Here is a 21778-nt window from a genome sequence, read left to right as displayed (position 1 = left end):
TTCTGCATTATGATACTTGTTGACAACGCCTTGAAGAAGCGCCAGCAAGCCGGCCAGCCCATTCGGGTGGGCATGGTGGGCGCGGGCTTCATGGGCCGGGGCGTGGCCCTGCAAATCTGCCGCTACGTGCCCGGAATGGAGCTGGTAGCCATTGCCAACCGCACCATCAGCCAGGCCCGGCGGGCCTACCACGAGGCCGGTGAGCTCGGAACCACCGAGGTAAGCTCGGTGCACGCGCTGGAAGCTTGCATTCAGCGGGGCGAGCGCGCCATTACCGACGATGCGCTGCTGCTGAGCCGCGCCGAGGGCATCGACGCCATCATTGAGGTGACCGGAGCGGTAGAGCACGGCGCGCACGTGGTGCTGGAGGCCATCCGGCACGGCAAGCACGTGGTGCTGCTGAACGCCGAGCTCGACGGTACGGCCGGGGCCATTCTGAAAGTGTACGCCGACCGCGCCGGCGTGGTGTACACCGTGAGCGACGGCGACCAGCCCGGCGTGACCCTCAACCTGGCGCGCTTCGTGCTGGGCCTGGGCGTGAAGCCGGTGCTGTGCGGCAACATCAAAGGCCTGCACGACCCCTACCGCAACCCCACCACGCAGGAGGGCTTTGCCCGGCAGTGGGGCCAGAACCCGAGCATGGTGACGAGCTTCGCCGACGGCAGCAAAATCAGCTTCGAGCAAGCCGTGATTGCCAACGCGCTGGGCATGGAAGTGGCCCGGCGCGGCATGTACGGTCCCACCGTGGCCCCGGGCACGCCCATCAGCAAGGCCGCCGAGTGGTACCCCACCGAGCGCCTGCTCGACGGCGGCCCCGGCATCGTGGACTACGTGGTGGGGGCCGAGCCCGGCCCCGGCGTGTTCATCCTGGGCACGCACGACGACCCCATTCAGCAGCACTACCTCAAGCTGTACAAGCTGGGGCCGGGGCCGCTGTACTGCTTCTACACGCCCTACCACCTGTGCCATTTCGAAACGCCGACGTCGGTGGCGCGGGCGGTGCTCTTTGGCGATGCCTGCCTGGCTCCGGCCGGCGCCCCCAAGGTGGAGGTAATTACGGCCGCCAAAATTGACCTGCGGGCCGGCGACACGCTCGACGGCATCGGCCACTACATGACCTACGGGCTGGCCGAGAACTACACCACCGCCCGGGCCGAAAACCTGCTGCCCATCGGCGTGGCCGAGGGCTGCCGCTTGCTGCACGACATTCCCAAAGACCAGGTGCTGACCTACAACGACGTGGCGCTGCCGCCCGGTCGCCTCATCGACCAGCTGCGCCGCGAGCAGGAAGTCCACTTCAACCCGCCCGTGCTGGCCGCCACCGCCGAGCCGCTCGTGCCCGCCGATTTCGCCCTGGCCAACCTCTAACTCAGCCAAAACTGCCTTTTTCTTCCTAATTACCCCGAAGCTACGTCGCCATGAATCCCACCCTGGTTGAGTTTCTGAAGCATTCCGACCCGCTATCCACGCGGCAAAATGCCCCCGCTGCACCGGCCGAAACAACGGCCCCGCGCCCCGCTACGGCGCCGCTCACGGTGCTGGTGCTGGAGGGCGAGTACCGCCTCACCGGGGCGGTGCTGTTTTGCCTAAGCCGGCAGGCCCGGGTGCGGGTGCATTTGCTCTCGCGCGATGCGCGGAGCCCGTACCGGTTTTCGAGCTACGTACACTCGTTTCATGTGCTCTCGCCCGACCGGCCGGCGGAGGTGTTCGTGGCCTTTATCCAGAATGCCGCCCGGGCCACCGGGGCCGAGGTGCTGCTGCCCGTGGACGTGCCCGGCATGCGCTTTGTGATTGCGCACCGCACGGCGCTGGCCGCCGCCACGCACCTGCTGCCGCTGCCGGCCGCCGCGTACTACGAAATTGCCACCGACAAGGGCCTGCTGGGCGCGTTCATGCAGGAGCACAACCTTCCCGCGCCCGATACCATCGTCGATATCCGCCACAACCTAGCGGCCAAGCTGAAAAACTTTACTTTTCCGGTGCTGCTGAAGCCCATTGAGGGAGCCGGCGGCCGGGGCATTGTGCGCTACGCTACGCCCGAGGCGGTGCTGGCCGCCGTGGCCGCGCTGCCCAATAGCAGCCGCTACATCATCCAGACCTGCATCGAGGGCTACGACATCGACTGCAATGTGCTGTACCAGAACGGCCAGCTCATTGCCCATTCCATTCAAAAGGGCTTGGTGGCCACGGGTGATGAATACGCCCCCACCGAAGCCATCGAATTTGTGCATCACGACGCCGTGCTGGCCGTGGTGGACCGCCTGATGAAGGCCCTGCGCTGGAACGGCGTGGCCCACCTCGACCTGCGCTTCGATGTCCGCACCGGCGAAATCAAGGTCATCGAAATCAACACCCGCTTCTGGCTCACGGTGGTGGGCTCGGCGCTGGCGGCGGGCGTGAACTTCCCGGTGCTGGCCTGCCAGGTGGCAGCCGGCCGGGCAGTGGTGCCCGCGCCGTTCCGCGAGGGGCGCTACATCCCGTTTGCCAACTACCTCAAGTACCGCTACGGCCGCCGCGTGCGCCGGCCCGACGACGTGCAGTTTTCGCTGCGCGATACCAGCGTGGGCGCTTTTCTGGGCGACCCCATGACCAAGATTTACCGCTTCCTCACCGACGAGGACTAGGCCGTCATCCGGCTGAGGCCGGGCCTTGCGACGGCCATCGAACTGCATTTATTCCATTATCCACCTCACACTTATACCCGATGCATCCGCACCCCTTCCGTCATGAAAAACGTTTTTATGGTCATTTTTTGCGCCTTGCTACTGGTGGGCGGCCAGCCGCTGCGGGGCCAGACACCTCCTGCGGGCTTCACGTCCACTGTTGTATCCTCAGGCTGGAATGAAGCTGTCGGATTTGCTTTCAATAGCAGCGGCAGCAAGATGTTTGTCTGGGAACGCCCGGGCAAAGTATGGGTGGTGGTGAACGGCCAGCGCCAGCAGCTGATTGACATCACCGAAGAAGTAGGGGCCTGGGGCGACCACGGCCTGTTGGGCTTCGCCCTCGACCCGAATTTCGACACCAACGGCTACATGTACCTGATGTATGTGGTGGACCGGTACTATCTGCTAAACTTTGGTACGGCCAGTTACGACCCGACTGCCAACGACTATTTCAGCGCCACCATTGGGCGCATCACGCGCTACACGGCCACGCCGGCCGGCACGGGCTACACCGTGAACCCGGCCAGCCGTAAAATTCTGCTCGGGGCCACCAAAACCACGGGCATTCCTTCCGTTCACGATGGCCACTGCACCGGCTCGCTGGTGTTTGGCAAAGACGGTACTTTGCTGGTTTCAACCGGTGACGGGGCCCACTGGGCGCCGGATTTAGGCAGCTACAACGAAACCTACTACGCGGAGGCGTTGGCCGATGGCATCATCACCGCCAAGGAAAACGTGGGCGCCCTGCGCGCCCAGCTGGTAGACTGCCTAAGTGGTAAAATCCTGCGCCTGGACCCTGCCACCGGCAACGGCGTGCCCAGCAACCCGTACTACGACGCGGCCAACCCCGCCGCGCCTCGCTCCCGGGTGTGGGCCCTGGGCCTGCGCACGCCCTTCCGCATGAGCCTGCGGCCCGGCACGGGCAGCACCGACCCCACCCAGGGCAACCCCGGCACGCTCTACGTGGGCGTGGTGGGGGCCTCTACCTGGGAAGAAGTATCGGTGGTGGACCGCCCCCGCGTGAACCTGGGCTGGCCGCTGTTTGAGGGCCTGACGCCCTATGCGGCGTTCACCAACTCGAACGTGTATAACCGCGACGCGCCCAACCCGCTCTACAACACGGGCGGCTGCACCCAGCAGTATTTCTACTTCCAGGACCTCATCAAGCCGGCTACGCCCACGGGCACGGCCACCTTCCCCAACCCGTGTAATACCTCGCAAACGATTCCGGCCAGCATTCCCACCTTCGTGCACACCCGGCCGCTGATTGACTGGACCCACAACCCCAGCGGACCGTCGCGCACGGGCACGTTCAGCGGCAGTACGCCTACCACTATCAACATCGGGGCGGCGGGCTCGCCGGTGAGCGGGCCGCAGTTTGGCGGTAATTCGGTGACGGGTGGGGTTTTCTATCCCTACACCGACTTCCCGGCCCCGTACGCCAACTCGTATTTCTTCGGCGACTACGTGGGCGGCTGGATTAAGAGCATGACCGTGAACGCCAGCAACCAGCCCAGCGCCGTGCGCAACTTCGTGGACAGTGGGGCTGTGCCGGTATTCTTCGGCACCAGCCCGGGCGAAACGGGCTTGTTCTATGTGAATTTCTACCCTTCGGAAATCCGCAAAATCAGTTACGTGACCACGGCCAGTCCGCCGGTAGCCGTGGCTTCGGCCAACAAAACCTACGGCCCCGGCCCGCTTACGGTGCAGTTCACCGGCAGCAACTCCTCCGACCCCAACGGCGGGGCGCTGACCTACCGCTGGAACTTCGGCGACGGCACGGCGAATAGCACCAGCGCCAACCCCAGCCACACGTTTTCGCCGCCTACTTCAGCGCCCACCAACTACACCGTGACGCTGACCGTGACCAACCCGCAGGGCCTGACCAACCAGACCACGGTGCAGATTTCGGCCAACAACACCCCGCCGCAGGTCACCATCACCAGCCCGGTCAACAACAGTACCTACCCCCTCACGGGCAACACCACCTACCAATTGCGGGCTACCGTGACCGATGCCGAGCAGAGCGGCCATTTGCTGAGCTACCAGTGGCAGACCATTCTGCACCACCTCACGCACCAGCACCCCGACCCCGTGGATACCACCCGCGTAACCAGCACCATCATCGGCCCTTACGGCTGCGGGGCCGAAACCTACTACTACACCATCTCGCTGACGGTGACCGATGCCGGGGGGCTCTCGACTACTCAGGAAGTGCGCCTCAACCCCGACTGCTCTACGCCCAGCTTCACGCTGGTGAATGCCGATGCTACTACCGACGTCGACATTCAGCCCCTGACCAATGGCGCCATTCTCGACCTGGCCACCCTGCCTACCCGCAACCTCAACATCCGGGCCAATGCCGACCCGGCCACCACCGGCAGCGTGGTCTTCGCCCTCACCGGCCCGCAGAACCAGAACCAGACCGAAAACGTGGCCCCGTACGCGCTGTTTAGCGACGTAAACGGGGTCTACAACCCCTGGACGCCGCCCGTGGGCAACTACCAGCTCACGGCCACGGGCTACAGCGGGGCCAATGGCACCGGCACTGCCCGCCCGCCCCTCACCATCAGCTTCACTGTAACGGATTCGGGCACGCCCACCACCAGCTACACGCTCACCACCAGTACGGTGGGCAGCGGCACGGTGACGAAGAACCCGAACTCGGCCACCTACGCCAGCGGCAGCACCGTGAGCCTGACGGCCGCCCCGGCCGCTGGCTACACCTTCACGGGCTGGAGCGGCGACGCCTCGGGCAGCACCAACCCGCTCACCGTGACGATGACCGGCAACAAGAACATCACGGCCACCTTCACCGCTACTACGACCACCAGCTACACGCTCACGGTGAACACCACGGGCACCGGTACGGTGAGCAAGAACCCGAACCAGGCCACGTACGCCAGCGGCACGAATGTGACGCTCACGGCCACGCCGGGAGCGGGCTACACTTTCTCGGGCTGGAGCGGGGATGTCACGAGCACGGCCAACCCCTTGTCGGTAACCATGAATGCTAACAAGAACATCACCGCCACCTTCACGGCTACCTCGGGCGGCGGGGGCGGCTACACCTTCTACCGGGCCATCAACCTGGGCGGGCCGGCCCTCACGCTGGATGGCAACGCCTGGGGCGGCAGCACAGCGGCCAACTACTCCACCAACGGCACGGCCTTCGAGAACCAAGCTGTGACGCTGATTCCGGCCACGGATGCCACGCGGGCGGGCATGATTCGGGCGGCGGTGTTCGGTCCGAGCCTGAGTGTGACGCTCTCGGCCGTGCCGGCGGGCAGCTACCAAGCCTACCTCTACGTATGGGAGGACAACAGTCCCGAGGTAATTGACCTGTCCCTGAACGGGCAGCTTGTGCGCGCCAACTACAACACCGGCCCGGCCGGCACCTGGGCGCGGCTGGGGCCCTACAACGTGACCCTGGCGGCCACGGGCACGGTGGCGTTCACCAGCACCGGCGGCTGGCCCAATTTCTCGGGGGTCGAACTCTGGCAGCAAGGCGCCGGCACGCCCACCAGCTACACACTCACCACCAGTACGGTGGGCAGCGGCACGGTGACGAAGAACCCGAACTCGGCCACCTACGCCAGCGGCAGCACCGTGAGCCTGACGGCCGCCCCGGCCGCCGGCTACACCTTTACGGGCTGGAGCGGCGATGCCAGCGGGACTACCAATCCGCTCACCGTCACGATGACGGGAAATAAGAACATCACGGCCACCTTCACCGCTACTACGACCAGCTACACGCTCACGGTGAACACAGTGGGCACCGGTACGGTGACGAAAAACCCAAACCAGGCCACGTATGCCAGCGGCACGAATGTGACGCTCACGGCCACGCCGGGGGCGGGCTTCGCCTTCTCGGGCTGGAGCGGCAGCGCCACGGGTAGCACCAACCCCTTGACCGTGGCCATGACAGCCAACAAGACCATCACGGCCACCTTCACGGCTACCTCGGGCGGGCAGCAGCTCACCGGCTATGTGTTGGTCAATGCCACGAATGGCACCGACATTCAGCCCCTGACATCGGGCGCGACGCTGAACCTGGCCACGCTGCCCAGCAGCAGCCTCAACGTGCGGGCCACCACCAGCCCAGCCACGGTGGGCAGCGTCGTTTTCGCCTTGTCAGGAGCTCAGACCCAAAACCAGACCGAATCAGTGGCTCCGTACGCGCTATTTGGCGATAACGGCGCCGGCACCTACAACGCCTGGACGCCGCCGGTGGGCAGCTACACGCTCACGGCCCGGCCCTACACCGGCGGCGGGGGCAGTGGCACGGCGGGCACGCCGCTCACCATCACCTTCAGCGTGAGCAACGCCGCTGCGCGCGTGGCGGCGGCCACCACCGGCTCCTCCGGGGTGGCGCTGGCCGTGGCCTACCCGAACCCCTCGCCCAACGGGCACTACCGCCTGCTGCTGCCGGCCACCTTCACCGGCGCGGTGCGCTACCGCCTCCTGTCGGTGCTGGGCCAGACGCTGGCCAGCGGCACGCTGCCGGCCGGGGCCCAGGCCGCCGAGCTGGATTTCGCCCAGCCGCTCTCGGGCGCCAGCCTGGGCTACCTGCTGCTCGACGACGGCCGGCTGACCGCCCGAATCAAACTCCTGCGCCAGTAGCCCCGGCTTTGGCCCGCTTCACGCTAACGTATTTCCACAAGCTCTACCACCCTGCAATCCCTGACCATTCCTTTCCAGCTGGTCATTCTATTGGCATGTTGCCTGCCGGTACGGTCCCAAATGCCCCCGGCAGGCTTCAAGGCCAACAAGTGCCGTTGACTACTGGCCGGCTGGCTCAGCAGCAATCCGGTTTTGCCTGCGGGCACCTTTAGCCGCACTGGAGCGGCTACGGCGAATCCTGGAGCGGCCGGTTTGCCGCTCATCATTCGGAGGCAGTGCCTCCACAGGCGGCGCGCTTTATTCCTGTCTGCTTGTCCCGGAAGCTGACTGCTCTGGTCCACACTCCTAGGCCGGGCATAAGACGGGTTTAGGGTGAGAATTATCCTGTGGGAATAATTTTTAGAAAATAAACGCTATGAAAACGTCATTTCTTTTTTTACTGCTGGCCCTGCTGTGGGCCTGCGCCCCGCCATTGCGGGCGCAGGCCCCACCCTCGGGCTTTACCAATACGCTCGTGTCTTCGGGCTGGAATGAACCCGTGGGCGTGGCCTTCAATAGTACTGGCAGCAAGATGTTTGTGTGGGAGCGGCCGGGCAGGGTGTGGGTGGTGGTGAACGGCCAGCGCCAGCAAATTCTGGACATTTCGCCCGAAGTGGGGGGCTGGCACGACCACGGCCTGCTGGGCTTCGCCCTCGACCCCAACTTCGACACCAACGGCTACATGTACCTGATGTACCTGGTAGACCGGCATTACTTATTGAACTTCGGCACGCCCAGTTACGACCCCAACACCAACGACTATTTCAGCGCTTCCATTGGGCGCATCACGCGCTACACGGCCACGCCCAGCGGCACGGGCTACACCGTGGACCCCGCCAGCCGCAAAATCCTGCTGGGCACCACCAAAACCAACGGCATCCCGTCCACTTCCTACTCGCACCTCACCGGCTCGCTGGTGTTTGGGGCCGACGGCACGCTGCTCGTTTCGACCGGGGATGGGGCCGACCCCGCCCCCGATTCGGGGAGTTCTCCGGATTCCTACTATGCCCAGGCCCTGGCCGACGGCATTCTCACCACCAAGGAAAACATCGGCTCGCTGCGGGCCCAGCTGATTGATTGTCTGAATGGCAAGATTCTGCGCCTGGACCCTGCCACCGGCAACGGCGTGCCCAGCAACCCCTTCTATGACGCGGCCAACCCCGCCGCCGCCCGCTCGCGGGTGTGGGCCCTGGGCGTGCGCAACCCGTTTCGGATGAGCCTGCGGCCCGGCACGGGCAGCACCGACCCCAGCGCCGGCAACCCCGGCACGCTCTACATCGGCGATGTGGGGTCGTGCTGCTGGGAGGAGGTGGATGTGGTAGACCATGCCGGCGTGAACCTGGGCTGGCCCGTGTTTGAAGGTCTGTTGCCTAACGATGACTTCTACACCTCAACGGTTTACAACCGCGACGCGCCCAACCCGCTCTACAACGTGGGGGGCTGCACCAAGCAGTTTTTCTACTTTCCCGACCTCATCAAGCAGGCCACGCCGAGCGGCACGGCTTCGTTTCCAAATTCCTGCAACACCAGCCAGCAGGTTCCGGCCAGCATTCCCACCTTCGTGCACACCCGGCCGCTGATTGACTGGGGCCACCCCGACGGGCCGGCGCGCACGGGCACGTTTAGTGGCAGTACGGCCACCGCCACCAATATCGGGGCGGGGCCGGTGAGCGGGGCGCAGTTTGGCGGCATTGCCTCCGTGGGCGGCGTGTTTTATCCCTACTCCGATTTCCCGGCCCCGTACGCCAATTCGTATTTCTTCGGCGATTATGGAGGTAGCTGGATTCGGAACCTGACCGTGAACGCCAGCAACCAGCCCAGCGCCGTGGGCACCTTCGTGAACAGCGGGGCCGCGCCGGTATTCTTCGGCACCAGCCCCGGCGAAACGGGCCTGTTCTACGTGAACTTCTCCGCTGGCGAGGTCCACAAAATCAGCTACATCAACGTGAATGGCCCGCCGGTAGCGGTGGCCTCCGCCAACAAAACCTACGGCCCCGGGCCGCTCACGGTGCAGTTCACGGGCAGCGCCTCCACCAACCCCAGCGGCGGCACCCTCACCTACCTCTGGGATTTTGGCGATGGCACGGCCACTAGCACGGCCACCAACCCCAGTCACACGTTTTCGCCGCCCACCTCGGCCCCGGTCAAGTATACCGTGAAGCTGACCGTGACCAACACGGCGGGCCTGAGCAACCAAACCTCGCTGGTGATTTCGGTGAATAATACGCCGCCGCAGGTCACCATCACCAGCCCGGCCAACAACAGTACCTACCCGCTCAGCGGCAACACCGTGTACCAGCTGCGGGCCACCGTGACCGATGCCGAGCAGAGCGGCCATCTGCTCGCGTATGCCTGGCAAACCATTCTGCACCACAACACCCATGAGCACCCCGACCCGATAGATACCACCCGCCAAACCAGCACCACCATTGCGCCGCTCGGCTGCGGGGCCGAAACGTATTACTACATCGTCCGGCTCACCGTGACCGATTCCGAAGGCCTCTCGACCACCCAGGAAGTGCGCCTCAATCCCGACTGCAACACGCTCAGCTTCACGCTCGTGAAGGCCAATGCCACCACCGATGTAGACATCCAGCCCCTGCTGAACGGGGCCGTGCTGAACCTGGCCACGCTGCCCACCCGCAATCTCAACATCCGGGCCAATGCCAACCCCGCCACCACCGGCAGCATGGTCATGAACCTGAGCGGGGCCGAAACGCGAAGTCAGACCGAGAATGTGGCCCCCTACGCGCTGTTCGCGGATTTGAACGGCGTCTACAATTCCTGGACCCCGACCGTGGGCAGCTACACGCTCACGGCCACGCCCTTCAGCGGGGCCAATGGTACCGGCACGGCCGGCCCGCCGCTCACCATCAGCTTCAGCGTGACAGATGGCGGCACCGCGCCCGGCCCTTTCACGCTCACGGTGAGTACCACGGGCAGCGGCACGGTGACGAAAAACCCGAACCAGGCCAGCTACGCCAACGGCAGTACCGTGAGCCTGACGGCCGCCCCGGCTGCCGGCTACACTTTCACGGGCTGGAGCGGCGATGCCACGGGCACCACCAACCCGCTCACCGTCACGATGAATGCCAACAAGAACATCACGGCCACCTTCACGGCCACCGCGCCGGGCCCCTTCACGCTTACGACCAGCGTAATAGGCAGTGGCACGGTGACGAAAAATCCGAACACGGCCACCTACGCCAGCGGCAGCACCGTGAGCGTGACGGCCACCCCGGCGGCGGGCTTCGCCTTCACGGGCTGGAGCGGGGCGGCCACGGGCAGCACCAACCCGCTCTCGGTGCTGATGAACGCCAACAAGAGCCTGACGGCCACTTTCACGGCTATCTCGGGCGGGCAGAGCGTGAGCAGCTTCACCCTGGTGAATGCCGATAACACCACCGATATCCAGACCATAACGGCCGGGGCCACGCTGAACCTGGCCACGCTGCCTACCCGCAACCTGAACGTGCGGGCCAACACCAGCCCCGCCACGGTGGGCAGCGTGGTGATGTCGCTGACCGGCGCGGCCACCCGCGACCAGACCGAATCGGTGGCACCCTATGCGCTGTTTGGCGATAACGGCGCGGGCACCTATAATGCCTGGACGCCGGCGGTGGGCAGCTATACGCTCACGGGTACGCCCTTCACCGCCGCAGGCGGCACGGGCACGGCCGGCTCCCCACTCACCATCAGCTTCAGCGTGACAGATGGCGGCACCACGCCGGGTCCCTTCACGCTTACGACCAGCGTAATAGGCAGTGGCACGGTGACGAAAAATCCGAACACGGCCACCTACGCCAGCGGCAGCACCGTGAGCGTGACGGCCACCCCGGCGGCGGGCTTCGCCTTCACGGGCTGGAGCGGGGCGGCTACGGGCAGCACCAACCCGCTCTCGGTGCTGATGAACGCCAACAAGAGCCTGACGGCCACTTTCACGGCTACCTCGGGCGGACAAAGCGTGAGCAGCTTTACGCTGATAAATGCCAGCACGGGAACGGATATCCAGCCCCTGGCGAACGGGGCGACGCTGAACCTGGCCACCCTGCCCACCAGCAACCTGAACGTGCGGGCCAACACCAGCCCCGCCACAGTGGGTAGCGTCGTTTTCGCTCTCAGCGGCGCCCAAACTCGAAGCCAAACCGAAACGGCCACGCCCTATGCGCTATTTGGCGATAACGGCGCGGGCACCTATAATGCCTGGACGCCGGCGGTGGGCAGCTATACGCTCACGGCCCGGCCCTACACCGCCGCAGGCGGCACGGGCACGGCGGGCACGGCGCTCACCATCAGCTTCAGCGTGAGCAACGCCGCTGCGCGCGTGGCGGCGGCCACCACCAGTTCCGGCCAAGCGCTAGCCTTGGCCGTGGCCTACCCGAACCCCTCGCCCAACGGGCACTACCGCCTGCTGCTGCCGGCCACCTTCACCGGTGCGGTGCGCTACCGACTCCTTTCGGTGCTGGGCCAGACGCTGGCCAGCGGCACGCTGCCGGCCGGGGCCCATGCGGCCGAGCTGGATTTTGCCCAGCCGCTCTCGGGCACCAGCCTGAGCTACCTGCTGCTCGACGACGGCCGGTTGACGGCCCGAATCAAGCTCCTGCGTCAGTAGGACCGGTTTGGACGACCCGACCGTTCTTTTTAATTCCGCTTTTAGTCCCGCCTTTTTTCTGCAAACCTTTTTCCCATCCCAAGTCACATGAAATCTTCGCTTACCTGTTTTCTGCTGGCTGTTTTGCTGGCTTGCTGTTGCGGCCGGGCGCAGGCCCAGACACCGCCCACGGGCTTCACGTCCACCACCGTGTCTTCGGGCTGGAACGAGGCGGTGGGGCTTACATTTAATAGCAGCGGAAGCAAGATGTTTGTGTGGGAGCGGCCGGGCAAAGTATGGGTGGTGGTGAACGGCCAGCGCCAGCAAATTCTGGACATCACCGAAGAAGTAGGGGCCTGGGAAGACCAGGGCCTGCTGGGCTTTGCCCTCGACCCCAACTTCGACACCAACGGCTACATGTACCTGCTGTATGTGGTGGACCGGCACTACCTGATGAATTTCGGCACGGCCAACTACAGCGCCACCACCAACGACTACTACAGCGCCACCATCGGGCGGCTCACGCGCTACACGGCCACGCCCAGCGGCACGGGCTACACCGTGAACCCGGCCAGCCGCAAAATCCTGATTGGGTCGAGTAAAACCAACGGCATTCCGTCCACTTTCAACGGCCACGTCACGGCGGCCCTGCAGTTCGGCTCCGATGGCACGCTGCTGGTGGCCACCGGCGACGGGGCCCACCCGTACCCCGATTTCGGGGCCTGGACGGCCACCTACGCGCCCCAGGCCCTGGCCGATGGCATCATCAAAGCCAAGGAGGACGTGGGCTCGCTGCGCTCGCAGCTGGTGGACTGCTACAACGGCAAAATCCTGCGCCTCGACCCCAGCAACGGCAACGGCGTGCCCAGCAACCCGTACTACGACGCGGCCAACCCCGGCGCACCCCGCTCCAAGGTGTGGGCGCTGGGCTTCCGCAACCCGTTTCGGATGACGCTGAAGCCCGGCACGGGCAGCACCGACCCCACGGTGGGCAACCCCGGCACCATTTACCTGGGCGACGTGGGCGCGGCCAGCTGGGAAGAGGTGGACGTGGTGACCGGCCCCCGCCAGAATTTCGGTTGGCCCTTGTTTGAGGGCCTGACGGCCTACGACGCCTTCACCACCTCCAACGTGTACAACCGCGACGCACCCAACCCGCTCTACAACGTGGGGGGCTGCACCAAGCAGTTTTTCTACTTCCAGGACCTCATCAAGCAGGCCACGCCCACGGGCACCGCTACGTTCCCCAACATCTGCAACACGGCCCAGACCGTGCCCGGTACCATCCCCACTTTCGTGCATGTGCGGCCCCTCATTGATTGGGGGCACCCGGCCACGGGGCCGTCGCGCACGGGCACCTTCAGCGGCAGCACGGCAACTACCACCAACCTGGGCGCGACGGGCTCACCGGTGGCGGGCTCGCAGTTTGGGGGCAGCGCGTCCACGGGTGGGGTGTTTTATCCTTACACCGACTTCCCACTGCAGTACCGGAATACGTACTTTTTTGGCGACTACGTGGGCGGCTGGATAAAGAGCATGACCGTGAACGCCAGCAACCAACCCAGCGCCGTGCGCAACTTCGTGGACAGCGGGGCCGTGCCGGTATTCTTCGGCACCAGCCCAGGCGAAACAGGGCTGTTCTACGTGAATTTCTACCCTTCGGAAATCCGCAAAATCAGTTACGTGACCACGGCCAGTCCGCCGGTAGCCGTGGCTTCGGCCAACAAAACCTACGGCCCCGGCCCGCTCACGGTGCAGTTCACCGGCAGCAACTCCTCCGACCCCAACGGCGGGGCGCTGACCTACCGCTGGAACTTCGGCGACGGCACGGCGAATAGCACCAGCGCTAACCCCAGCCACACGTTTTCGCCGCCTACTTCAGCGCCCACCAACTACACCGTGACGCTGACCGTGACCAACCCGCAGGGCCTGACCAACCAGACCACGGTGCAGATTTCGGCCAACAACACCCCGCCGCAGGTCACCATCACCAGCCCGGCGGCCGGCACGCTCTACCCGCTCACCAGCAACACGACTTACCAGCTGCGGGCCACCGTGACCGATGCCGAGCAGAGCGGCCACCTGCTGAGCTACCAGTGGCAGACCATTCTGCACCACCAGAGCCACGAGCACCCCGACCCCGTGGACACCACCCGCCAGACCAGTACCACCATTGTGCCCTACGGCTGCGGGGCCGAAACCTACTACTACCGCATCCTGCTCACGGTGACCGATGCCGGGGGGCTCTCGACTACTCAGGAAGTGCGCCTCAACCCCGACTGCAACGCTACCAGTTTCACGCTGGTGGATGCCGATGCCAACGTGGACATTCAGTCACTCACCAATGGTGCTATCCTGAATCTGGCCACGCTGCCCACCCGCAACCTCAACATCCGGGCCAATGCCAACCCCACCACCACCGGCAGCGTGGTGCTGGCCCTGAGCGGGGCGCAAACCCAGAACCAGACCGAATCGATAGCGCCCTATGCGCTGTTTGGCGATAACGGCGCCGGCAGCTACAACCCCTGGACGCCGCCCGTGGGCAACTACTCGCTCACGGCCACGCCGTACTCGGGCAGCGGCGGCACGGGCACGCCGGGCGCGGCGCTGTCCATCAATTTTTCGGTGACGGATACCGGCACGCCGGGACCGTTCATGCTCACTACGGCCGTGTTTGGCAGCGGCACCATCACCAAAAGCCCTGACCAGAGCACCTACGCCAACGGCACGAGCGTGACACTTACGGCCACCCCAGCGGCGGGCTTCGCCTTCACGGGCTGGAGCGGCGGAGCCACCGGCACCACCAACCCGCTCACCGTTACGATGACGGCCAACAAGAACATCACCGCCACCTTCACGGCGGTCACTTCTGCACAGCAGGTCACGAGCTATACGCTGGTGAATGCCGACAGTAACGCTGACATTCAGACCCTGGCGGCCGGAGCTACTCTGAATCTGGCCACGCTGCCCACCCGCAACCTGAACATTCGGGCCAACACCAACCCGGCCACCGTGGGCAGCGTCGTTTTCGCCCTCAGCGGTACCCAAACCCGAAGCCAGACCGAATCGGTGGCGCCCTACGCGCTGTTTTCGGACAATGGCGGGGCCTATAATCCCTGGACGCCGGCAGTGGGCAGCTATTCGCTCACGGCTACGCCCTTTGCCAGTGCCGGGGGCGCCGGCACGGCTGGCACCCCGCTCACGCTGGCCTTCAGCGTTATTGACCAGGCTACGACCACCTACACCCTCACCACGGCCGTGGTAGGCAGCGGCACGGTAACGAAGAACCCGAACACGGCCACCTATGCCAGCGGCAGCACCGTGAGCCTGACGGCCACCCCCGCCGCCGGCTACCAGTTCAGCGGCTGGAGCGGTGGGGCCACCGGTACCACCAACCCGCTTACGGTGACGATGACGGCCAACAAGTCCATCACGGCCACCTTCACCGCCAATGGCCAGAAAGTGACGGCCTTCACGCTGGTGAATGCCGATACCGACCTCGACATCCAGGCACTGACCACCGGCGCGGTGTTGAACCTGGCTAGCCTGCCCACGGTCAACCTCACCGTGCGGGCCACTACCAGCCCGGCCACGGTGGGCAGCGTGCTCTTTGTGCTGGGCGGTGCGCAAACCGTGAATCACAACGAAAACCTGGCCCCTTACGCTCTATTTGCCGATTCTAACGGCGACTACTACCCTTGGATGCCGGCCATCGTCGTGGGCAGCTACACCCTCACGGCCACGCCCTACACCGCCGCCGACAACGGCGGCACGGCCGGCACACCGCTCAGCATCAGCTTCACGGTGACTAACCAGGCGGCCCGCGTCGCGGCGACTACCGCGGCTGCGCCTCCCGCCCGGCAAGGCCTCTTTCAGGCTGTCGCCTACCCCAACCCCTCCGCCGACGGCCGCTTCTACCTGCGCCTGCCCGATGCCTTCCAGGGCGCGGTGCACTACCGGCTGCTCACGGCGCTGGGGGCCACGGTGGCCACCGGCACACTCCCGGCCGGTGCCGATGCCGCAGTGCAGCGGCTCGATTTTTCGCACGAAATCAACGCGACCGGCCTCTACTACCTCCTGCTCGAAAACAGCCACGCCGCTGCCCGGCTCAAGCTGCTGCGGCAGTAGCTGCCGTGGCTGAATTCTGTTCCCTCGTGGCCCGGCCGGGCCACGAGGGCTTTTTTCGCCCCATTTTATTTCTCCCTCATCGGTCTTCTGGTATGGTGCATCGCTTACACTACTTCTGGCTGCTGAGCTGCTGGGCCGGGCTGCTGGCCGGGCCGGCTACCGCGCAAACGCGCATTCTATTCGTTGGCAACAGCTTCACGCACGGCCGGTCGGCGCCGGTGCTGAACTACAACGCTGCCGCCGTCATCGACGAAAACTATGGCCTGCCACCCAGCAGCCCCCGCTACCAGGCCGACCCCACCATGCCCGGCCCCTGGGGCGGGGTGCCGGGCATTTTCAAGCAGATGGCCGACCAGGCCGGCCGGAACTATGACGTACACATCGAAGTGATAAGCGCGGCTACGCTCACCTACCACTACACCAATGCCTTGGCCGTGATGCAGCAGGGCCCCTGGAACCAGGTGGTGTTGCAGGAAAACAGCACCCAGCCCCTGCCCGTGGCCCGCACCGGCCATCCGGCCGACTTTCTGACGTATGCCACCCGCCTTGAGCAAGCCGTGCACGTCAATAGTCCGGCGGCCCGCATTTACTTGTTCCAGAACTGGGCCCGCGCCGATATGACGTATCCGGCCGGCCAGCTGTACTCGGGCTTGCCCATCGATACCATGGCGCAGGACTTGCGCCGGGCCTACGCCTACTTGGCCGCTCATAATCCGAACTTTACTGCCGTGGCTCCTGTGGGGGATGCTTGGCTGCGAGCCATTCAGGCGGGCATTGCCGTACGCAACCCGTACAACCCCAACCCCAGCCAGCTCGACCTCTGGGACACCGACAACCTGCACGCCAGCAAATGGGGCTCGTACCTGGCCGCCAGCGTGCTGTTTGCCCAGCTCACCGGCCTCGACCCGCGCATGCTGGGCCCTGCCGAGAAGGCTGCCGTGGCCCTCGACATCACTGGCCCTACTGCCGTGGCCTTGCAGCAAATTGCGTTTCAGCAGGTGTTCGGGGCCGGCGGGGCGCTGCCCGTGGTGCTCACCGCGTTTGCCGCCCAGCGCCAGCCCGACGGGGTGCGCCTGCGCTGGGCCACCGCCAGCGAGCAGCAAAACGCCTATTTCGAGGTGCAGCGCAGCCCCGACGGCGTGGCCTTTGCCACCATTGCCACCGTGCCGGGGCGCGGCACCTCATTCCAACCCACAACCTACACTGCCCTCGATGCGCTGGCTCCGCCGGCCGCGCTCTACTACCGCCTGCGGCAGGTAGATGTGGACGGCGCGGGCACTTTCTCGCCGGTGGTGGCGGTGGGGCCGGCGGCCGAGCCAGTGTCATTTTATCCCAATCCGGCCCGGGAGCGGCTCATCATCGCGGGGGCGGCCGCCACGGCCTACCACGTGCGCAACTCCCTGGGGCAGCTGCTGCGGCAAGGCTTCATGCCCGCCGGGCAGGCCACCGTAGAGCTGGCCGGCCTGCCCGGCGGCCTCTACCTGCTAGAGCTGGAAACGTCCGCCGGGCGCGTGCGGCGCACGTTTGTGCGCGAATAGGTTCTGAGATTGGATTGCCGCCGCGAGGATGTCCGGGAGGTTTTAAGCACTCGGTCATCCCGAGCGCAGCGAAGGACCTTATCACGGCGGAATGGCGTGCTTTTATGGCGACTCCATCCGTGATAAGGTCCTTCGCTACGCTCGGGATGACCGGTTTTCTTGCTTTTTTAGACCGCTACGGCAGCACGAAGCGCCCCGCGTAGCGGCCGCCCGCGTTCACGAGGTGTAGCACGTAGGTGCCGGCCGCCAGCCCGGCCACCGGTACCGTGCCGCTGCCCGAGGCCGCCAGCGGATACCGCCCCAGCCGCTGCCCCATAATGGAATACAGCACCAGCTCCTCGGCACCGGTGGCCGGGCCGGCGAAGGTGTAGTGCAGCAACCCATCGGGCGGCGTGGCCACGTAGGCCTGGAGCATGGCCGGAGCTGCCCCGAGCACTACGTCTACTACCCGCACCGGCGAGTAGGTGCTCGTGCCGTCCACATCCACCTGCTGCAGCCGGTAGTAGAGCTTGCTCAGGTTGGCCGGCAGCTGCTTGTCGGCGTACTGGTAGGCTTGCGGCAGCGTGGTGTTGCCGTGCCCGGGCAGGTGGGCCAGGCCAATGAAGTCCTTGCCATCGGTGCTGCGCTGCACCACAAATTCCTTGTTCTGCTCCTCGGTGGCGGTGTTCCAGCGCAGCTGCACGGCGCTGGGGCCCAGCGGCTCGGCCAGAAACGCCGTGAGCCGTACCGGCAGCGGCGGGGCCACCACCACGAAGCTGATGGTCAGCCCCGAGCCCTGCGTGCCGCCGCCCTGCGCCGCGTCAAACGTAGTGGCCGTGAGCGTGTAGGTGCCGTTCAGTGGCGTCCAGGCGGCATAGTCCCCGTTCAAATCGCTGAACAGGGCATACGGAGCCTGGTTTTCGATGCCAGCGTGGGTTTCGGGGCCGCTGAGGTCGAATGTTACGCTGCCCACGATGGCTGGGGTCGTGTTGGCCCGAATGTTCAGGTTGCGGGTGGGCAGCGCGGCCAGGGTGAGGGTTGTGCCGGACGTCAGGGTCTGGATGTCGAGGTCGGTATCGGCATTCACCAGCGTGAAGCTCGTAATGCCGCCCACCGAATTCACCACCGTGAAGCTGAGCGTGAGGGGCGCGCCGCTATTGCCCGTGCCGCCCGGGTCGTCAAAGGGCGTGGCCAGCAGCGAGTAGCTGCCCACGGGCGGCGACCACGGAAAATAGTCGCCCATATAGTCACTGAACAGCGCGTAGGGCGCAAAATCCTGCGTTTCGTTGCGCGTTTGGGCCCCGGTCAGGTTCATGACCACGCTGCCCGGCAGGGGCAGGTCGGTATCGGCCCGGATATTGACGTTGCGGGTGGGCAGCGTGGCCAGGTCTATGACTATGCCCGGCGTCATGGCAAAAAGGTCGGTGTCGGTGTCGGCATTCACCAGCGTGAAACCGGTGATGGAGGCCGCCGCTGCCCTGGAGCCCGTGCCCGTCACCCAGCCGGGTAGTAGTGTATTGGTCCAGGCGAAAATGCTGATTAACAATGATAAGTAGAACTTGATTTTCATAACAGGGAGGCGTTAAAGTGGACACTTCATCGGCTCGCCTGGAGACTGGCAATCAGGACCAGTATCCACAGATGAGTTATAACAAATATAATATATATAATTAAGTAAAAAACATGAATTTTCTCATAATAGTGTTTTGTTCGTAGCACTTTTTGAGGTGGCTGGCTTGGTGGTGGCGAGCCCGCTGCGCACCAACCACGTCCTGCCAGGGCACACCGTAGCTCATCAACCCGTGGTTTGAGTAATTGCTATGATAAACAGTCTATTAGTTGGATGAAAAAGAGGCTGCGCCCGCCGCTAGACAGCAGCCGACGCGGGAGCGGGCTGCCGGGCAACCGGGGTAGCCGGCGTTGTTGCCGGCCCCGGTTGCTTCGCCCGCGCCTGCACAAGGCGCCGCGTGGCCCAGATGCCGCCCCAGTGCTGCCACACATAGCGGTAGGCGCGCAACGAGGGCCGCTCCAGCAGCAGGCAGTAGAGCAGGATGCCGAGCTGCCGGGGCAGCGCCCGCAGCCACAGCGCCGGCAGCTGGCGGGCGGGCGGGTTCTTGAGCAGCAGCAGCCACTGGTTTTTCACGGCATCGGCCTTAATGGTGCCGTTCAGGCGCAGGCGGCGGCGCAGGTCGGCGGGCCGGAACTCGCGCGGGTGCAGGGCCCGGCAGGCGGGCTCAAACCAGGTGCTCCAGCCATAAAGGCGGCCGCGCCAGGCAATGTCCCAGTCCTCCTTGTGGGCGAAAAAACGCTCGTCGAAAAACTGTCCGTCCACCCGCAAGTCATCAATAAAAGCGCGGCGGTAGAGGGGCAGCGCGCCATCGGCCCCGTCCACCGGGCCGGCAATGAGGGGCGTTTCGGCCAGCAGATGGCCGTGGTGGCGCAGCCGGAAGCGGCCGTCGGGCAGGGCCTCCAGCCCGGTGCTGTCGATGCGTGGGGTGGCGCCCGGGTTTTGCAGCAGCAGGCCGCACACCGTGCCCGCGCTGGGGTGGGCGCGCAGGGTGGCCATGGCCCGGCCCAGGTAGTTCACGGCCATTTCAATGTCGGGGTTCACCAGCAGCACGGCTTCGGAAGTGGTGCGGTCGAGGGCGTAGTTGTGGCCGCCACAGAAGCCGGTGTTGCGCGGCAGCGGGTGCAGGCGCACGCGGGCATCGGTGGCGGCCAGGGTGGCCACGCGGGCGCAGGTGTCGTCGGCCGAAGCATTGTCCACCACCCACACCTCAAAATCGGCATACGTCTGGGTCAGTATCGAGCGCAGGCAGGCTTCGATGACATCGGCGCTGTTCCAGGTGACGACGGAAATCAGAACGGAAGGCATGGCAGTTGGAGTGAGTTGCACTGTTATCCAAAACGTCATGCAGAGCGCAGCGAAGCATGACGGACTTTAGTTTGACGTTCTTGAAGGCCAGTACCTCACGCACTCACCGGCTGGCGCAGGGCCATTTCCACGGCTTGGCGCAACGCGGTTAGGTCGACGGTGAGGTCGTCTTGGCGGTCGGCGGTGGCGCGTTGGGCCGAGGCTGATTCCAAGGCGCAGATAATGGGGTAGTGCGGCATGCCCAGGCGGGCAGTGAGGTCGAGGTAGTCGGGCACCACCAGGTTGCGCGGGAGCAGCTCAATGAGCGACGTGCCTTCGGTGCAGAACAGGATGTTGGCCAGGCCCGCGCCCACCGGCCCCACCACGACCCGCGCTCCAGAAAATAAAGCCGCTTTCTCGCGGAAGCTCAGCTCGGTAAGGGCGTAGCTCTCGAAGCCGTATTCGGCCAGCAGGGCTTCCACCTCGGCTTCGTTGCGCACGCGGCGGAAGGCAGCATCGCGCCGGCTCACGTACACCAGCGGGCTGAAGCGGGAGGCCCGGGCCGCGGCGGCCGTCATGGTCCGGTAGGCATCCTTCATGAACTCGCCCACCCAGCGCGGGGCGTGGCGGCCCGTGCCCCGCACCGGCGAGGTGAGCAGCAGGCGCTGGGCCCGCAGGTGCGTGGTGGTTTGCAGGTCAATAATCTGCTCGTTGCGAATGCCCAGGGCCAGCAGCGTTTCCATCACGAAATGCTGTTCGCGGTCATAAATCAGGAAGTAATCGATTTGGTCCCACAGGCCGGCTTCTTCCACCAGATGCAGGCGAGGCAGCGAATCGAGCAGCCAGTGGTAGTAGTTGCCCATGGCCGCGCCGCCGCCCGACAGCAGGCTGCACACCGTGCCCGACACCTGGCCCGGCGCCCGGAAGTAGCGCTGCCGGAAAATGGGGTTTTCGGCCGGCGGGGCCACCGCAAAATTGCCCGCCGAAAACTGCAGCGACACATCGCCCACCAGGTGGTTATCGGCCGCTATCACGGCCAGACTTCCAAAATGGTCGGCGTTGATGCGGGCATCGGGCAGCAGCAGCACAAAAGCCGCCCCCACCTCTTCCTGCTCGGCAATGCGGTCGTAATAAGCCGGGGCGAGGGCCACAAACTCGTTGGGCACGGTGAGGTGCGAGGTGTAGCCGGGGTACACTTCCACGTAGTGCGCGCCGCTGCCGGGGCGGGCGGCCAGGGCTTTGGCGGTGGGATGCACGCCGGTGGGGCGGAGGTGCTCGTTGTGTGGCACCAAGTCCCGCAGCAGCCGGCCGGTGCGCCGTTGGGCTCGGGTAAAGAGGTCTTGCATAGTTCAGAAAGGTTAGT

At 65.2% G+C, this 21778-nt stretch carries 9 protein-coding genes; 6 read left to right on the top strand and 3 right to left on the bottom strand.

All coding sequences use genetic code 11. The features are described 5' to 3' along the window. The first annotated feature begins 9 nt into the window (after positions 1–9). From ACYU7Q_RS10875 to ACYU7Q_RS10850, 6 genes are all read left to right on the top strand, one after another. Positions 10–1368 carry an NAD(P)H-dependent oxidoreductase gene (locus ACYU7Q_RS10875; protein WP_460609446.1) on the top strand — a complete coding sequence of 453 codons (1359 nt, stop codon included), beginning with the start codon at positions 10–12 and terminating at the stop codon, positions 1366–1368. A gap of 50 nt (positions 1369–1418) precedes the next feature. Further along, a complete protein-coding gene (locus ACYU7Q_RS10870; protein WP_460609445.1) occupies positions 1419–2624 on the top strand; it encodes an ATP-grasp domain-containing protein in 1206 nt (401 codons plus the stop codon). 102 nt (positions 2625–2726) lie between these two features. Then, complete coding sequence (locus ACYU7Q_RS10865; RefSeq protein WP_460609444.1) at positions 2727–7286, top strand: InlB B-repeat-containing protein; 4560 nt, start codon at positions 2727–2729, stop codon at positions 7284–7286. 415 nt (positions 7287–7701) lie between these two features. After that, positions 7702–11937 carry an InlB B-repeat-containing protein gene (locus tag ACYU7Q_RS10860; RefSeq protein ID WP_460609443.1) on the top strand — a complete coding sequence of 1412 codons (4236 nt, stop codon included), beginning with the start codon at positions 7702–7704 and terminating at the stop codon, positions 11935–11937. Between the two features lie 87 nt (positions 11938–12024). Next, a complete protein-coding gene (locus ACYU7Q_RS10855) occupies positions 12025–16044 on the top strand; it encodes an InlB B-repeat-containing protein (RefSeq protein WP_460609442.1) in 4020 nt (1339 codons plus the stop codon). Between the two features lie 92 nt (positions 16045–16136). Then, entirely contained in the window at positions 16137–17582 is a 1446-nt protein-coding gene (locus ACYU7Q_RS10850; protein WP_460609441.1) for a T9SS type A sorting domain-containing protein, read from the top strand. Between the two features lie 175 nt (positions 17583–17757). Here ACYU7Q_RS10850 and ACYU7Q_RS10845 read toward each other — a convergent pair whose 3' ends face one another. The 3 genes from ACYU7Q_RS10845 to ACYU7Q_RS10835 all read right to left on the bottom strand — a co-directional run bounded on the left by ACYU7Q_RS10845 (position 17758) and on the right by ACYU7Q_RS10835 (position 21761). Next, complete coding sequence (locus tag ACYU7Q_RS10845; protein ID WP_460609440.1) at positions 17758–19131, bottom strand: T9SS type A sorting domain-containing protein; 1374 nt, start codon at positions 19129–19131, stop codon at positions 17758–17760. A 297-nt stretch (positions 19132–19428) separates the two neighbouring features. After that, on the bottom strand, positions 19429–20436 hold the full coding sequence (locus ACYU7Q_RS10840) for a glycosyltransferase family 2 protein (protein ID WP_460609439.1): 1008 nt from the start codon (positions 20434–20436) through the stop codon (positions 19429–19431). A 95-nt stretch (positions 20437–20531) separates the two neighbouring features. Then, positions 20532–21761: a glycosyltransferase family 61 protein gene (locus ACYU7Q_RS10835; protein WP_460609438.1), complete on the bottom strand. Its 1230-nt coding sequence runs from the start codon at positions 21759–21761 to the stop codon at positions 20532–20534. Positions 21762–21778 lie beyond the last annotated feature (17 nt).

The organism is Hymenobacter terrigena, from assembly GCF_054776515.1.
This window is presented reverse-complemented; position numbering and strand designations above follow the sequence as displayed.

Excerpts from the sequence above, each read along its gene's own strand:
- ACYU7Q_RS10870 (WP_460609445.1), top strand. The coding sequence starts at position 1,419 with ATGAATCCCACCCTGGTTGAGTTTCTGAAGCATTCCGACCCGCTATCC.
- ACYU7Q_RS10850 (WP_460609441.1), top strand. The coding sequence starts at position 16,137 with ATGGTGCATCGCTTACACTACTTCTGGCTGCTGAGCTGCTGGGCCGGG.
- ACYU7Q_RS10875 (WP_460609446.1), top strand. The coding sequence starts at position 10 with ATGATACTTGTTGACAACGCCTTGAAGAAGCGCCAGCAAGCCGGCCAG.
- ACYU7Q_RS10835 (WP_460609438.1), bottom strand. The coding sequence starts at position 21,761 with ATGCAAGACCTCTTTACCCGAGCCCAACGGCGCACCGGCCGGCTGCTG.
- ACYU7Q_RS10855 (WP_460609442.1), top strand. The coding sequence starts at position 12,025 with ATGAAATCTTCGCTTACCTGTTTTCTGCTGGCTGTTTTGCTGGCTTGC.
- ACYU7Q_RS10840 (WP_460609439.1), bottom strand. The coding sequence starts at position 20,436 with ATGCCTTCCGTTCTGATTTCCGTCGTCACCTGGAACAGCGCCGATGTC.
- ACYU7Q_RS10865 (WP_460609444.1), top strand. The coding sequence starts at position 2,727 with ATGAAAAACGTTTTTATGGTCATTTTTTGCGCCTTGCTACTGGTGGGC.
- ACYU7Q_RS10845 (WP_460609440.1), bottom strand. The coding sequence starts at position 19,131 with ATGAAAATCAAGTTCTACTTATCATTGTTAATCAGCATTTTCGCCTGG.
- ACYU7Q_RS10860 (WP_460609443.1), top strand. The coding sequence starts at position 7,702 with ATGAAAACGTCATTTCTTTTTTTACTGCTGGCCCTGCTGTGGGCCTGC.